At 60.4% G+C, this 14494-nt stretch carries 13 protein-coding genes; 6 read left to right on the top strand and 7 right to left on the bottom strand.

Features of this window, described 5'->3' with window-relative positions; all coding sequences use genetic code 11:
- Positions 1–2: 2 nt before the first annotated feature.
- A complete protein-coding gene (locus KVU_RS11385) occupies positions 3–1049 on the top strand; it encodes a sn-glycerol-3-phosphate import ATP-binding protein UgpC (RefSeq protein WP_013385386.1) in 1047 nt (348 codons plus the stop codon).
- A 4-nt stretch (positions 1050–1053) separates the two neighbouring features.
- On the opposite strand, the gene KVU_RS11380 is transcribed toward KVU_RS11385, so the two are convergent.
- The 3 genes from KVU_RS11380 to KVU_RS11370 all read right to left on the bottom strand — a co-directional run bounded on the left by KVU_RS11380 (position 1054) and on the right by KVU_RS11370 (position 5515).
- Positions 1054–2373 carry a glycosyltransferase family 61 protein gene (locus tag KVU_RS11380; protein ID WP_236953107.1) on the bottom strand — a complete coding sequence of 440 codons (1320 nt, stop codon included), beginning with the start codon at positions 2371–2373 and terminating at the stop codon, positions 1054–1056.
- A gap of 615 nt (positions 2374–2988) precedes the next feature.
- Positions 2989–3654, bottom strand: coding sequence for a GNAT family N-acetyltransferase (locus KVU_RS11375; protein ID WP_013385384.1), 666 nt, complete (start codon positions 3652–3654; stop codon positions 2989–2991).
- Between the two features lie 121 nt (positions 3655–3775).
- Positions 3776–5515 carry a pyrroloquinoline quinone-dependent dehydrogenase gene (locus KVU_RS11370; RefSeq protein WP_014538026.1) on the bottom strand — a complete coding sequence of 580 codons (1740 nt, stop codon included), beginning with the start codon at positions 5513–5515 and terminating at the stop codon, positions 3776–3778.
- Positions 5516–5763: 248 nt separating this feature from the next.
- On the opposite strand from KVU_RS11370, the gene KVU_RS11365 reads away from it, so the two are divergent.
- The 4 genes from KVU_RS11365 to KVU_RS11350 are packed head-to-tail and all read left to right on the top strand — an operon-like array spanning position 5764 to position 9302.
- Positions 5764–6669: a metal ABC transporter substrate-binding protein gene (locus KVU_RS11365; RefSeq protein ID WP_013385382.1), complete on the top strand. Its 906-nt coding sequence runs from the start codon at positions 5764–5766 to the stop codon at positions 6667–6669.
- 43 nt (positions 6670–6712) lie between these two features.
- Positions 6713–7609, top strand: a complete 897-nt coding sequence (locus KVU_RS11360; protein ID WP_013385381.1) for a manganese/iron ABC transporter ATP-binding protein — start codon at positions 6713–6715, stop codon at positions 7607–7609.
- On the top strand, positions 7606–8469 hold the full coding sequence (locus KVU_RS11355) for a metal ABC transporter permease (RefSeq protein WP_013385380.1): 864 nt from the start codon (positions 7606–7608) through the stop codon (positions 8467–8469). The genes KVU_RS11360 and KVU_RS11355 overlap by 4 nt, the downstream gene beginning before the upstream one ends.
- Entirely contained in the window at positions 8469–9302 is an 834-nt protein-coding gene (locus KVU_RS11350; protein WP_013385379.1) for a metal ABC transporter permease, read from the top strand. The genes KVU_RS11355 and KVU_RS11350 overlap by 1 nt, the downstream gene beginning before the upstream one ends.
- Before the next feature lie 2 nt (positions 9303–9304).
- Here the strand turns inward: KVU_RS11350 and KVU_RS11345 are convergent, their stop codons facing one another.
- Together KVU_RS11345 and KVU_RS11340 are read right to left on the bottom strand one after the other, a co-directional pair.
- Positions 9305–9811: a HugZ family pyridoxamine 5'-phosphate oxidase gene (locus tag KVU_RS11345; protein WP_013385378.1), complete on the bottom strand. Its 507-nt coding sequence runs from the start codon at positions 9809–9811 to the stop codon at positions 9305–9307.
- 9 nt (positions 9812–9820) lie between these two features.
- On the bottom strand, positions 9821–11443 hold the full coding sequence (locus KVU_RS11340) for an MFS transporter (protein WP_014538024.1): 1623 nt from the start codon (positions 11441–11443) through the stop codon (positions 9821–9823).
- Between the two features lie 148 nt (positions 11444–11591).
- Between KVU_RS11340 and KVU_RS11335 the strand changes: the two genes are divergently transcribed.
- On the top strand, positions 11592–12836 hold the full coding sequence (locus KVU_RS11335) for an aminopeptidase (RefSeq protein WP_013385375.1): 1245 nt from the start codon (positions 11592–11594) through the stop codon (positions 12834–12836).
- Here the strand turns inward: KVU_RS11335 and KVU_RS11330 are convergent, their stop codons facing one another.
- Positions 12837–13679 (bottom strand): substrate-binding periplasmic protein, encoded by an 843-nt coding sequence (locus KVU_RS11330; RefSeq protein ID WP_013385374.1) that lies wholly within the window; start codon positions 13677–13679, stop codon positions 12837–12839.
- Between the two features lie 3 nt (positions 13680–13682).
- Entirely contained in the window at positions 13683–14483 is an 801-nt protein-coding gene (locus KVU_RS11325; RefSeq protein ID WP_013385373.1) for an ABC transporter permease, read from the bottom strand.
- Between the last annotated feature and the right edge of the window lie 11 nt (positions 14484–14494).

Raw genomic sequence — 14494 nt, 5'->3', positions numbered from 1 at the left:
AGATGGCTGGCATTGAAATCAGCAACCTGCGCAAGACCTATGCTGGCGGTGTTGAGGCGATGAAAGGCATCGACCTCAAGATTCAAGACGGTGAAATGGTCGTGCTGGTCGGCCCCTCGGGCTGCGGCAAGTCGACCCTTTTGCGCATGATCGCGGGGCTAGAGACCGTGTCCTCGGGCGAGATCCGCATCGGTGATCGTGTCGTGAACGAATTGGAGCCGGCCGAGCGTGACATCGCCCTCGTGTTCCAGAACTATGCGCTTTATCCGCATATGACGGTGCGTGGAAATCTGGAATACGGGCTGAAAAACCGACGCACCCCGCGGGCCGAGATCGACGCGCGTGTGGCTGATGCGGCGAAGCTGCTCGAGATCGAAAAGTTCCTTGATCGCAAGCCGCGCGCCCTATCGGGCGGCCAGCGTCAACGCGTCGCCATGGGTCGCGCGATTGTGCGTCAGCCCAAAGTCTTCCTGTTTGACGAGCCGCTGTCGAACCTGGATGCGAAGCTGCGCGGGCATATGCGGGTTGAAATCCGTCGCCTGCAACGCCGCCTTGGCACAACCTCGGTCTATGTGACGCATGACCAGCTAGAGGCGATGACCATGGCCGACCGTTTGGTCGTCATGTCAAACGGCGGCATCGAACAGGTTGGCACGCCACTAGAAGTGTACGCCCGTCCCGCATCCTTGCATGTCGCCTCGTTCATAGGTGCGCCGGGGATGAACCTGATCCCGATCGATGATCTGCGCGCGGTGGCTGCCTTGCCCGACTCGCTGCCCTTCAATACCGGCACTTTGGGCATCCGCCCCGAGGAAATCCGCCTTGATCCTGTCACAGGGCCCGCGCTGACCCTGACGGGGCAGGTCGATGCGGTCGAGTTGGTCGGGGCGGAAAGCTTTGCCTATGTTCACGTGAGCGGACTGAAGCAAGAGCTGATCCTGCGCCACAGCGGCGCATCTACCGCGCAGCCCGGCCAGCAGGTGACGTTCAGCCTGCCCTTCGCTGCCATGACCGCCTTTGACCGTGAAACGGGCAAGCGGATCGATTGACGCTTTATAGATCTGAAAGCGCGGCCAATAGGGTCGCGTTTTCGCTTTCAAAGTTCCTGGATATTCCCGGTGCGAATGCCCTAAACCGCTTCATTTCCGCCTTGGCCCCGACATGGTCACCTGCGGCGATCAGCGATAGCACCACATTTCGGAAAAGTTTGCTGCGAAACGGCGACACGAATTGCGCGATCCGGCAATGGCGCGCCGCTTGTTGTGGGTTCCCCAATTTTTCATAGGCTTGGGCCGCGCATACAGCGACGTCTGAATATGCGTATAGGAACCGAGGGTCACCTTCGATCGTCGCGATAATGCCTGCATAATCACCTGCTGCTTCGAGCGCATCAATAGCCAGCTTTTGTTTCAAGAAGGCACCGCGCTGGATCAGCGACATAATCAGCCCCTCCAGGCGGTCCAGGGCGTTCTCGCTGAGGTAGATGCCGACATGTCCGTCCTTGTGCATATTCGGCAGGCCATCGGTCGTGTCGAAATCATGATCGGCAAAAAAGTGGATATGTCGTGCGCCAGACACGCCCGCATGCATATGAAAATCGCCAAAGCGATGCCGAGCGGTCTGTAAGTGGCTGATTTCTATTAATGTTGCGCCCTTTTTGGCATAGAGCATATTGGTGAAACCGGCCCCATGGCCCGAGATCATAATATCAACGCCCTGCATGATCTGCGCCTGTTCAAGCGGGGTATAGTCTTCGAAATACAGTGTCTTGAAACCCAGCGTCTCAAGACGCGCGATCAACTCGTCCTCGCCCACAATATTGCGGCTTTTGCCTGACTTTCGGCCCACATAGATGCGTTTTCGGATGGGCGTTTCACTGGGTATTTCAACTGCGCCGACGCGATGCAGGTAAAGCGCCTCGTCGCGCGCGCCCCATGCGATAGCCTTCATATTCTCGTATTGCGGCTCGGGGTAATCGCCAGATACGAATTTCGTCTCGCGCGGGGGCGAGGCCAGATCGCGCAGATGGCTGAAATAGTGCTGAAGATTGAATGGGATAATCGCACGATTATAGGCGATTTCCTTGTTCCGAAATGACACCCTATCCAACAGTTCTGGATAGAAAAGGCGAATGGATTCAACGACAAAGGCGCTAGGCGGCTTTGGGTCTGCCGTTATGATGTGAATGGGGCCTGTAAGGGCGAATTTCCGGTATAGGCTGAAGTAGATCAGCGTTTCCGATGTGAAGTGGTAAAAGTTTGTCGCGTTCTTCATCTCGATGACGAAGGGCAGTTTTTCCAGCATCTCACGCGGTTGTTGTGCGGTTGGGATCACCGCATTGGGCCGCGAGATTGCTTCGGTCAGCTGCGCCACGGTCATGCGGTCCTGCTCGCCCGCGCGATCTCCCCACAGCAACCGCTTGCGGACGCGCCGCCCGGATGCACCGCTAAGCAGCAGTTTCCCGTTCACACGCGGCAGGCGGGCCTCATAGGTGAAATTCTCGACCACCAATGGCACGCTGGGCAGCAGCAGGTCGCCGTCAATCAGCGCCTGATCTTTTTTATTCAACATCGCTGTACGCAATGCGCCCGCCTGTCCGGGGTCCTCGGTCGCGATGATGTAATCCACACGCGCCCGCTCGACTTTCTGGGGAAGGGGCATGGTGCTGCCAGGGAAAAGATGAATGCCCTTGTCACGGGTAGGGTCAAAAATCTCGTCAAATTCGGTGTTATCCATCGGAAAACCCTGCATCATGCTTTAAATCGCGCCGCCTCGGTGGCCGAGAAATATCATCACTTCCCCTGCCATCCTAGCGCTATGAAGGTAAATCTTCATATATCTCATGGGTTTCTGATCTTGCGATGGCAGGATAGGCTGCCGCATCGGTTCACCACTCTTTTTGGGTGGCAGGGTTATCGAACGGCCGGGCGCCCGTCGAATTTTAACCTTTTGGTGATCCTTGCCGTAACTATGACGCGGATGCCGCCCTCAAGCGATCAGGGCCTGCAGGCTTTGCCGCTGCTGCCCATCGCTGTCAAAGTTTTCCGGGGAAAGCCAGGCCTCATAGGCGGGGCGCAGTGATTGCCAATCCTCGAGCGTGATCGCAAACCAAGCGGTGTCGCGGTTTTCACCCTTCATTACCATATGGTTGCGGAACAGTCCCTCGTATTGAAAGCCAAACCGCAGCGCAGCCTTGCGCGATGGGGTGTTCAGCCCGTGGCATTTCCATTCGACCCGGCGATATCCCAGCGTATCAAAGGCATAGCGCAGCAGCAGATAGATGGATTCTGTGGCGGGCCGTTTGCGCGCCGCCAGTGGCCCCCAATAGATATGGCCGATTTCCAGCACGCCATGTGCCGGATCGATGCGCATCAGCGCTTGGCGTCCCGCAACCGCGCCCGATGGCGCGTCAATCAGCGCGAACATCAGCGGGTCGCTGGTGGTTTGGAACCCTGCGATCCACGCCTCCATGTGCTGGACCGAGGCGGGCGGTTGGTCGAACAAATAGGCGAAACGCGCGTCAATATCAGCGGTCGAGCTGGCGGTGAACAGACTTGCCGCATGTCGCGCCTCTAACGCCTCGAGGCGGCAGTAACGCCCCTGCAATGTGACACGTTCGGGGCGGGGGCGGGCGGTCCAGTTGGAAAGATCCATCACATTATCCTTGCTTTGCGGCTATTAAATCCGGCGAATGCGCATGAGACAAGGCTCGCGGTGTTTCCACCGCGAGCCTCTTTCGCACAGCAAGGTTGCAGTTGCCTGCGGGTATCCGCCCTTATTGCGGCAGGGCGAAGACGTAGACGGCGTTACCGATGGCGGTCGAGTCGACTCGCTCGCCAGCCAGTGCCGAGTTCAGGCCCGAGCCATAGCTGACACCACCACCTGCGATGGCGACATATTGCATGCCGTCAACCTCGTAAGAGATGGCCTGGCCCGACGCGACGGTTGCAAGGCGGGTCTGCCACAGGGTCTCGCCGGTTTCTTGGCTGAGGGCGCGGAAGTAACGATCCGTACCACCGTTGAACAGAACGCCGCCGCCGGTCGACAAGACGGGCGAATAGTTCGCCGCAGCACGTTCGACCGACCACAGCGTACGACCCGTGCTGATGTCGATCGCGTCAATACGACCGATCATATCCTTGCCGGGCGGCAGCTTGGTCACGTTGCTGGTGTTATAGACGTCCATCGAGGTGAATTCCTGATCGACGGCCATCATGTCATAGCAGACGTTGTTCAGCGGGATGAAGTAGATGCCGCTGTCGGGGTTCAGTGCGGCCGACGGCCAGTCGCGGCCGCCCAAGAAGGTCGGGCAGACGTCATATTCAACATCCAGTTCCTTCAGGATCGCATCTTCGTTCACGGTCACGATGCCGTTTTCGTCGATGGATTCGATCATGTTCTGGTAGTTGGTATCACGGGCCCACAGGAATTCGCCGGTTTCGGCGTCGAACTGCCACATGGTGCCGGTTTTGCACGGAACGCCGGTCAGCACGCGACGCTCGCCAGTTGCGGCGTTCGGGTTGATCGACTGCAGACCTTCCATCTCGGTCGAGGGTTGGACATCCACATTGGTGACCATCATCTCGAACGTGCATTCCTGGTCCCAGTTGTCGCGGGGCAGGGTCTGGTGACGCCAGACAATCTCGCCCGTGTCAGGACGCACGGCGAAACGGGTGTTCGTGCCGTACAGCGTGCCGCCCGGGGTGCCGCGTTGGGTTTCCGACGCCGGACCCACAGCGGTCGAGCCGTAGTGGACAAGGTTGGTGACGGGGTCATAGGTGATCTGGCCCCAGGCACCGGTCATCCAACGGGCTTCGTAATCGTTGCCCCAAGTCTCATCACCCTCTTCGCCAGCGCGCGGGATGAAGTAGTTGCGCCACAGCTCTTCACCGGTGGCCGAGTCGTGGCCCGAGACAAAGCAGCCGAACGGCGAGTATTGGCAGGTCGAACCGGCAACGATCACGCCGTTTGCCACGATCGGGCCCGACGAGTTCGAAACCATGTCTTCGCCTTGGCCGCGGTCGACGTCGAACGTCACTTGGCCAGTTGCGGTGTCGAGGGCGACCAGGTGGTTGTCCCACGAAACAAAGTAAACGTTGGTGCCGTACAGCGCCATGCCGCGGGTCGGCTCGCCAAAGCTGTTCAGCGTGGCGATGTTCGGCAGTTGGCGGCGGTGTTCCCAGATCAGATCGCCAGTTTTGGCGTCGATGGCCTGGATCACGTCGCCCGGGTTTGCCAGATACATGACGCCGTCATGGATCAGGGGCGTGACTTGGACTTTGCCCGGCTGCATGCCGCGCGCCCAGACCAGTTGCAGTTGGCCGACGTTCTCAGTCGTGATCTGCGTCAGGGGCGAGTGACGGTAGTTTTCTTGGTTCTGACCGTAGCTGATCCATTCACCAGCGGGCGGGTTCGCCAGCAATTCATCGGTGACGGGGGTCACTTGAGCAAAGGCGGGTGCGGCAAGCAATGCAAGTGCGCCAGCACTGGCCCAAAGCAGCGAAGTCGGTTTCATCTCTGTCCTCCAGATGGGTTGGTGCAGCGGTCACCCTCCCGGGGCCAATGCTGCACCGCCGCAGCACGTGCGACAATCTGACGCTGTGACATTTTGCGTCACCGTTCAAGCGGAAAATCACGAAAATCCCGCGCAATTGTGATCACGCAATGAAGATTTTCTGTTTTTGCGAATAATTCGCAAATTCTGCTTGCTAATGCGAATAATTCGCAACTAGGGTGACTTAACGAAAGCTGAAGGGGTGGAATATGTCTGGGACGATGATGCGTTTGCTGGGTGCTGTTGCGGCAACGGCGCTGATGACAAACGCGGCGATGGCGAATGATGCACGGCTGAAAGTGGTGACCACCTTTACCGTGCTGGCCGATATGGCGCAGCGCGTGGCGGGTGATGCGGCAGATGTCGTGTCGATCACCGTGCCCGGTGCGGAAATCCACGGATACGAGCCGACGCCCCAAGATATCGTCCGCGCCCAAGGGGCCGATCTGATCCTGTGGAACGGGTTGAATCTGGAACTGTGGTTCCAGCAATTCCTGAACAATTTGGGGGATGTGCCCTCGGTCACGCTGACCGACGGGATTGATCCGATTTCGATTTCTGGCGGGGATTATGACGGCCGTCCCAATCCCCATGCGTGGATGGGTCTGGATAACGCCATCATCTATATCAACAATATCGAAGCGGCCCTTGCGCAGCACGACCCGGGCAATGCGAGCATTTATGCCGCGAATGCCGATGCCTATCGCGACGAGCTGCGCGCGGTGCTAGAGCCATTGCGGGCCGAGATCGCCGCCGTTCCCGAGGCGCAGCGCTGGTTGGTCACCTGCGAAGGCGCGTTCAGCTATCTCGCCCGCGATTTTGGTCTGCACGAGCTGTATCTGTGGCCGATGAACGCGGACCAGATGGGCACGCCGCGCCAGGTGCGCGCGGTCATCGACGGCGTGCGCGAACATCATATTCCGGTCGTCTTTTGCGAGAGTACCGTCAACACCGGCCCCGCCAAACAGGTCGCGCGCGAGACGGGCGCCACCTATGGCGGTGAGCTTTACGTCGATAGCCTGTCCGAACCCGATGGCCCGGTGCCGACATATCTCGATTTGTTGCGTGTGACGTCGGAAACCGTTGCGCGCGGCCTGACCGGCGCGGCACAATAAACTATTAAATCAGGGCGACCGACCCATCCGGCAGGACAAGCACATGAGCCACCCCACCCCATCCCCCGCCCCGCAGCATGACAGCGATCCGGGCGGCGGGATCCACGCGGAGGGCATCACCGTTACCTATCGCAATGGACATACCGCCCTACGCGATGCCAGTTTCGAAATCCCAAAGGGCACCGTTACGGCGCTTGTGGGGGTGAACGGCGCCGGAAAATCCACGCTTTTCAAGGCGATCATGGGCTTTGTGCCCTTGGCCAAGGGGGATATCCGCCTGCTTGGCCGTAGCGTGCGCGAGGCGTTGAAACAGAACCTTGTCGCCTATGTCCCGCAGTCCGAGGAGGTCGACTGGACCTTTCCGGTACTGGTCGAGGATGTGGTGATGATGGGGCGCTATGGCCATATGGGCTTTTTGCGCCGCCCCTCAAAGGCGGATCACGCGGCGGTCGATATGGCTCTTCAGCGCGTGAATATGCAAGAATTCCGGCACCGCCAGATTGGCGAGCTGTCGGGCGGCCAGAAAAAGCGCGTCTTTCTGGCGCGCGCGCTGGCCCAAGATGGCCGCGTGATCCTGCTCGACGAGCCGTTCACCGGCGTCGATGTGAAAACCGAGGAACAGATTATCACCCTTTTGCGCGAGCTGCGGGACGAGGGGCGCGTGATGCTGGTCTCGACCCATAACCTTGGATCGGTGCCCGAGTTTTGCGACCGCGTGGTCTTGGTCAAGGGCACTGTCATTGGCTATGGTCCGACCGAGACGACCTTTACGCGCGAAAATCTCGAGGCAGCGTTTGGCGGCGTGTTGCGCCATTTCACTCTTGGCGGCGATGCGCTGCATGATGACGACGACGGTCGCCACGTGACGATCTTTAGCGATGACGAACGCCCGCTGGTGCAATATGGCGAGCGCACCCACACCCGCGAGGGTGCGCAATGAGCGTGCTATTTGAGCCGTTCACCTACAGCTATATGATGAACGCCATGTGGGTCTCCGCGCTGGTCGGCGCGGTTTGCGCATTCCTGTCGGCCTATCTGATGCTGAAGGGCTGGTCGTTGATCGGCGATGCATTGTCCCATGCGGTCGTGCCGGGGGTGGCGGGGGCCTATATGCTGGGGCTGCCCTTTGCGCTGGGCGCGTTTTTCGCGGGCGGCCTTGCTGCGGCGGCGATGCTGTTCCTGTCGGATCGCACGGGCCTAAAGGTTGATGTTGTGATCGGGCTGATCTTTACCTCCTTCTTTGGTCTTGGGCTGTTCATGGTCTCGATCAATCCGATGTCGGTCTCGGTTCAGACGATTACCATGGGCAATATCCTTGCCATCACGCCCGAAGATACGCTGCAACTGGCGATCATCGGCGTTGTCTCGCTGGCGATTCTGCTGCTGAAATGGAAGGATCTGATGGTCGTGTTCTTTGACGAGAACCACGCCCGCTCTATCGGTCTGCGTCCCAATGTGCTGAAAGCGGTGTTCTTTGTGCTGCTGGCGGCCTGTGTGGTGGCCGCAATGCAGACGGTTGGCGCGTTTTTGGTGATTGCGATGGTGGTGACGCCGGGTGCCACAGCCTATCTGCTGTGCGATCGTTTTCCGCGCCTGATCGCGCTGTCGGTCGCCATCGGCACGCTGACCAGCTTTTTCGGCGCCTATATTTCCTATTATCTGGATGGCGCGACGGGCGGCATCATCGTCTGCCTGCAAACGCTGATCTTCCTTGCTGCGTTCATCTTTGCGCCCAAACACGGGCTGCTGGCAGCGCGGGCCAAGGCGCGCGCTGCCCTGCGTGAAAGCGAGGCGGCATGATGCTGGATACATTGCTGCTGCCGTTCCAATTCGCCTTTATGCAAAACGCCTTTTTCATCGCGGCAATTGTCGCGGTGCCCACTGCGCTGCTGTCGTGCTTTTTGGTGCTCAAAGGCTGGGCGCTGATGGGCGATGCGGTCAGCCATGCCGTGCTGCCGGGGATCGTGCTGGCCTATATCTTTGGCATCCCGTTGATATTCGGCGCTTTTGCGGCTGGGCTGTTTACATCCATTGCAACGGGATATCTGGCTGAAAACAGCCGCGTGAAACAAGACACAGTCATGGGGGTGGTGTTCTCGGGGATGTTTGGCCTTGGGATCGTGCTTTACACATCGATCACCTCGGATGCGCATCTCGACCATATCCTGTTCGGCAATATGCTGGGCGTCGGGGCGGATGATTTGTGGACGGCGGGCGTGATCGCGCTGGTGGTGTCGGTGCTGCTGCTGCTGAAGTGGAAGGATCTGATGCTGCATGCCTTTGATCCGGCGCAGGCGCGCGCCTCGGGGCTGCCGGTGCGTGTACTGCATTACGGGCTGCTGACGGTGCTGTCGCTGACGATCGTGGCGACGATGACGGCGACGGGCCTGATCCTGGCGGTAGGCCTGCTGATCGCACCGGGGGCGATTGCCTTTTTGGTCACGCGCCGCTTTGGCAAGATGCTGGCGGTTGCCGTTGCTGTCTGTCTGTTTGGGATGCTGGGCGGGGTCTATGCCAGCTTTTATCTGGACAGCGCCCCCGCGCCGACGGTCGTGTTGATCCTGACCGTGCTGTTTCTGGCCGCCTTTGCCCGCAAATCTTATCTGCAGCGCAAGACGGCGGCCATGTTGTAGGCTTAGTCGCGCAGCGCCGCCGGTGTCAGATCGCTGGCATTGCGCGCAGGGCCCCCCGACAATTGCACGCCCGTGACCTCCATGCGGAACATCATCGCATCGGGCAGTTGCAAATACAGCTTTGCCTTTGGAAAGCGCGCCAGATAAGCGGCGCGCGCGTCCACATCCTCGCCCGCCGCGATGCGGTGCGCGCGGCCAACCAGCGTCATGCGCGGATTGGTCAGCAGATCTTTGACGCCAAAGGGCGCCAGCACCAGCGAGATGCGGTTATCGGCCAGAATATTGCGCACATGCAGCGCAAGGCCTGCGCCGAAAAAGACCGGTGTGCCGTCCGGCATCACCGCCAAATTCGTCACTGTGCCATAGGGATACCCGCCGGGGTCCAGCGTCGATAGCGCCGCCGCCGGTGAATTGCGCAGCAGCTCGCGCCCGCAGGCGACAGCGTCGAATGCTGCGCCAAGCGCCGCGTTGATCTCAGCGGGGCGGGGCGTGATGGGATCGTCTTGCATGAGGCTGCCTCAGTGGTGATCATGGTCGATGGCGCGCATCGTATGATGGGTTTCGTGGTGCAGCTCGAGGTAGCGGGTCACGATGGGCGGGCTGCCCTCGGGGAACAATTCCCGCAGGTTCAGGCCAATGGCCGCATCGGCCTGTGTGATCCGCTGGTTCTGGCGAATGTAATCGGTCCAAGTCGGGGCTTTATACCGCTCGACCCAGTGGTCTGTCGCGGATAAATCGCGCGCCAATGTCCAGTTGCGCGCGCCGTCGCGCATACGGATGCGCTTGCGGTCCTGCATCAGGTGCAAAAAGCGGTCGGTGTTTTCGGGCGGGACGGTATAGACGATCTGCACCACAATCGGTCCGCTGCGCGGCGACAGCGCCAGATCGACAGTGGGTTCCTGAAAACGGTTCAGCGGCTCGAGGTTGCGGCTGACGCGGGGGGGCATCGGCCAGATCAGACCCGTTGCAGCCACCAGCAGCATTGTGCCGGCCGCCAGCAAAAAGGTGGGCATCAGGCCGAAATCCTCGGCCAGACGGCCCCAGAACCAGCTGCCCAGCGCGAAACCTGCAAACATCGAAGTCTGATACAGCGCCAGCGCCCGTCCCACGACCCAGCGCGGCGCGGCCATCTGGACCGAGACGTTGAACAGTGACAATGTCATCACCCAGACGCCGCCCGCCAGCAAAATGGCGGGCATCGCCATCCACAGCTGGCTGGACAGTGCGACCAGCACCAGCATCGCCGAAAAGATCAGGCTGACGGTGGCAACGATTTTCTCGGACAGGAATCGCCCTTGAATACGCGGTCCCAGGAAAGCGCCGCCGACGGCACCGACGCCAAAACTGCCCAGCAGCAGACCAAAGACCAGCGGCCCGCCGCCAATTTGCTGCGCCGCAACCACCGGCATCAGTGCTTGCAAAATCACCGTGCCAAACCCGAACAGGCCCGACCGCAGGATGATCCGCAGCAGGTCTTGCGACATGCCGACATAGCGCAGCCCGGCCATTACGGCGGGCAGGATGGTTTCGGGCGGCAATGTCCGCTCGCGCTGGGGTGCTTTCCAGGTGCCGATGGCGGTCAGCGGCCCCAGATAGGTCAGTGCATTGACGGCAAAGGCGCCCACCGGCCCGATCGTGCTGACGATAAGGCCGCCTACTGCCGGCCCCATGCTGCGCGCAAGGTTAAAGCTGATCGCATTATAGCTGACCGCCATCGGCAGCTGATCTCGCTGCACGATATCGGCGACCGAGGCCTGCCACGACGGGTTGTTCAGCGCATTGCCGCAGCCGACCAAAAAGGTGAACCCCAGCAGAACCCAAGGCGACAACCACCCCATCAGCGCGAACAGCGCCAACAGCGCCGAGATGACCATCATAAAGCTTTGGGTCATCAGCATGACTTTGCGGCGGTTGTAGCTGTCGGCAATGGCACCGCCGATCAGCGACAGGATCACCACCGGCAGCGCATTGGCCGCCTGCACCAGCGCGACCATATCGACCGACGAGGTCAGCGCCATCATCAGCCATGCCGCCCCCACCGCCTGAATCATCGTGCCAAAGCCCGAGCCAAGGTTGCCTGCCCACAGATTGCGGTAGGTTGCGTTCGAAAATGGGGAAGGGACTGCTGCTGTATCTGACATGAAACCAGCCTGCGCCTGGCAGGATCGTAAAGGGTGTGCCTCCGTCATAGCCTGTTCCACGGGGTTGTGAAGCCCCTAGGGCATTGATTGACCTTATCCCCTTGCAGATTAGGATGGGTGACAGCCCGCACACAGGAAAGGACCTGCGATGAGCGAGAAAGCAATGATTGACCCGGCCATGGTTGACCGTCTGGCCGAAGTGGCGGTGAAAGTCGGCCTGCGTCTGGAGGCAGGGCAGGATCTGGTGCTGACTGCGCCCACGACCGCACTGCCTTTGGTGCGCCGGATCGTCGCCCATGCCTATGCGGCGGGCGCGAATGTCATCACGCCGATCCTGTCGGACGAGGCGATCACGCTGGCGCGGTTTGAAAACGGCCATGACGCGACTTTCGATAAGGCGGCGGACTGGCTCTATCGCGGGATGCGCGAAGCCTTCGACAACAATGCCGCGCGACTGGCGATCTCGGGCGATAATCCGATGATGCTCTCGGCGCAGGACCCTGCCAAGGTTGCCCGCGTGAACCGCGCGACATCGGCGGCCTATAAACCCGCGCTGGAAAAGATCTCGGGGTTCGACATCAATTGGTCGATCGTCTCATACCCGAACCCGGCCTGGGCCAAGCTGGTCTTTCCTGACCTGCCCGAGGACGAAGCGATTGTCGCGCTGGCCAAAGCGATCTTTGCCGCATCACGCGTGGATCAGCCTGATCCGGTGGCGGCGTGGAACGCACATAACGCCAATCTGGCGCAGAAATCCGGCTGGTTGAACGGGCAGCGCTTTGCGAGCCTGCATTTCACCGGCCCCGGCACCGATCTGATGGTCGGCCTTGCGGATGGGCATGAATGGCACGGCGGCGCCTCGCTGGCCAAGAACGGTATCACCTGCAACCCGAACATTCCGACCGAAGAAGTGTTCACCACCCCCCACGCCCTGCGCGTCGAGGGCTATGTCAGCGCGACCAAGCCGCTGTCGCATAACGGCACGCTGATCCGCGATATCCGCGTCCGGTTCGAGGGTGGCCGCATTGTCGAGGCTCATGCCGCGACCGGCGAGGAGGTGCTGCAAAAGGTGCTGGATATCGACGAGGGCGCCCGCCGTCTGGGCGAGGTCGCGCTGGTGCCGCATTCCTCGCCGATCTCGGCTTCGGGCGTGCTGTTCTATAACACTTTGTTCGACGAAAATGCCGCCTGCCACATCGCGCTGGGCCAGTGCTATTCCGACTGTTTCGTCGATGGCGCGAAACTGACCCCCGAACAGATCAAGGCGCAGGGCGGCAATTCCAGCCTGATCCATATCGACTGGATGATCGGTTCGGGCGAAGTGGATATCGACGGCGTCGCCGCTGACGGCACCCGCACCGCGGTCTTCCGCCGCGGTGAATGGGCGCTTTAGTCAGCAGGTTCCGTCTTCGTTAATCGCCTCGTCCCCGCAATAGAGCGCGGGGTCGAGGTCATATTTTTGTGCCAGCATGGCAAAGGTGCCATCCGCACGGATATCGTCCAGCAGCCCCTCGACATGGCGGCGCAGGGTCATATCGCCCTTCCAAAAGCCGAACCCCAGGGCAAAACGCTCGGTATCGCCCGGCACCCAGCCTAGGTCATAGCCCTCGTCCTCGCTGAAATTGGCCTGCGCGGTAAAGGCATCGGTGATCGCATAAACAAAGCGGCCGCTGTCCAGCCCGCCGCGCAGATCGCGGACGTTGTTCACCACGACGGGCGAGACGCCGATACTGCGCAGATGCTGGCCAAGGGTAATGCGGTTCAGCCCCGACAGACCGGCAAGGAATCCCGCCTGATCACCGCTGCTGATCTCTGGCGCGCCTGCGGTGGCAATCAGCGCCCAGCCTGCCTGTAGATAGCCCTCGGACGTGTCCATATAGGATCGCGTTGTGTCCGATAGCACCACACCGCCCGCCACCATTTGGCACTGGGCGCGGGTGATGTGCCAGCTGCGCGGGTTGATATCGCGGGTCATTGCGGCATTGCGACTGAAACTGAGCTGCCAGCCGGCGCGGCGGGCGATCTCGGTCACCAGATCGACGTCAAAGCCGGGCGCGGCGGCCTGACCGGTCACCATGGGCGGTGCGACTTGCGGAATGCAGACGGAAATCCGGCCCGCTTTGTCGATCTGGCTCAGCGATGTGTCGGGCGGCAAAAAGCCTGCACCAAACAGCACCGCAAAACAGACCGCCAGCGGGACAAAGCCCTTCCATGCACGCATACGAGGGTTTGCCATGGGTCAGACCTTTCTGAATTCCCACATGGCGGCGAGGAACAGCACCACGGCCATAATTCCCACCACTTGGAAGCCAAGCATCGGGGCGAATTGGTTGAAGTTGATCAAGATGCCACGCATCGCATCCACGGCATAGGTCAGCGGGTTCCATTCCACCACGATCACCAGCCATTCGGGATAGACCACCAGCGTCTGCGCCCGCGTCAGCGCGGGGTCCAGCGGAAAGACCGAGCTGGAGGTGAAATACAGCGGCAGGATGATGGCGTTTGAAAAGACACCAAAGCCTTCAAAGCCGCGGATGTAATTGGCAACGATAATGCCAAAGGATGTCAGGCCGAACGATAGCACGAACATCAGCGCCAACGCTTCGAAAAATTGCGGCCACAGAATTTGCACACCGACGAAACGCGCGACCGCCAGCACCATACAGCCGTGGATCACTGCGGTCGTCGCGCCGCCCAGCACCTTGCCCAGCAGCACCAGATTGCGCGGCATAGGCGAGACCATCACCTCGCGCAGGAAGCCGAATTCGCGGTCCCAGATCAGAGACACCGCCGATTGCACCGAGGTATAAAGGATGTTCAGCACCACCACGGCAGGGAAGATGAATTGCAGATAGGTATAGGGCACGACAAAGCGCGTCTCGCCGTAAACCTCGCCCCGGAAATAGGGGTTCAATCCGATCCCCAGGATCAGCACCCACAGCAGCGGACGGCTGACGCCGCCGATCAATTGGCCCTTGTCCCGCAGCGCGCGTTTCACTTCGCGCAGCCAAATGGCATAGACCCCAACGAGATAGCCCATGACAGATCCTT

It is taken from the genome of Ketogulonicigenium vulgare WSH-001, assembly GCF_000223375.1.
GTDB lineage: Bacteria > Pseudomonadota > Alphaproteobacteria > Rhodobacterales > Rhodobacteraceae > Ketogulonicigenium > Ketogulonicigenium vulgare.
This window is presented reverse-complemented; position numbering and strand designations above follow the sequence as displayed.

Bases quoted from the DNA above. Each gene is read 5' to 3' on its own strand.
- KVU_RS11385 (WP_013385386.1), top strand. From the start codon at position 3: ATGGCTGGCATTGAAATCAGCAACCTGCGCAAGACCTATGCTGGCGGT.
- KVU_RS11375 (WP_013385384.1), bottom strand. From the start codon at position 3,654: ATGGATCTTTCCAACTGGACCGCCCGCCCCCGCCCCGAACGTGTCACA.
- KVU_RS11370 (WP_014538026.1), bottom strand. From the start codon at position 5,515: ATGAAACCGACTTCGCTGCTTTGGGCCAGTGCTGGCGCACTTGCATTG.
- KVU_RS11365 (WP_013385382.1), top strand. From the start codon at position 5,764: ATGTCTGGGACGATGATGCGTTTGCTGGGTGCTGTTGCGGCAACGGCG.
- KVU_RS11360 (WP_013385381.1), top strand. From the start codon at position 6,713: ATGAGCCACCCCACCCCATCCCCCGCCCCGCAGCATGACAGCGATCCG.
- KVU_RS11355 (WP_013385380.1), top strand. From the start codon at position 7,606: ATGAGCGTGCTATTTGAGCCGTTCACCTACAGCTATATGATGAACGCC.
- KVU_RS11350 (WP_013385379.1), top strand. From the start codon at position 8,469: ATGCTGGATACATTGCTGCTGCCGTTCCAATTCGCCTTTATGCAAAAC.
- KVU_RS11345 (WP_013385378.1), bottom strand. From the start codon at position 9,811: ATGCAAGACGATCCCATCACGCCCCGCCCCGCTGAGATCAACGCGGCG.
- KVU_RS11340 (WP_014538024.1), bottom strand. From the start codon at position 11,443: ATGTCAGATACAGCAGCAGTCCCTTCCCCATTTTCGAACGCAACCTAC.
- KVU_RS11335 (WP_013385375.1), top strand. From the start codon at position 11,592: ATGAGCGAGAAAGCAATGATTGACCCGGCCATGGTTGACCGTCTGGCC.
- KVU_RS11330 (WP_013385374.1), bottom strand. From the start codon at position 13,679: ATGGCAAACCCTCGTATGCGTGCATGGAAGGGCTTTGTCCCGCTGGCG.
- KVU_RS11325 (WP_013385373.1), bottom strand. From the start codon at position 14,483: ATGGGCTATCTCGTTGGGGTCTATGCCATTTGGCTGCGCGAAGTGAAA.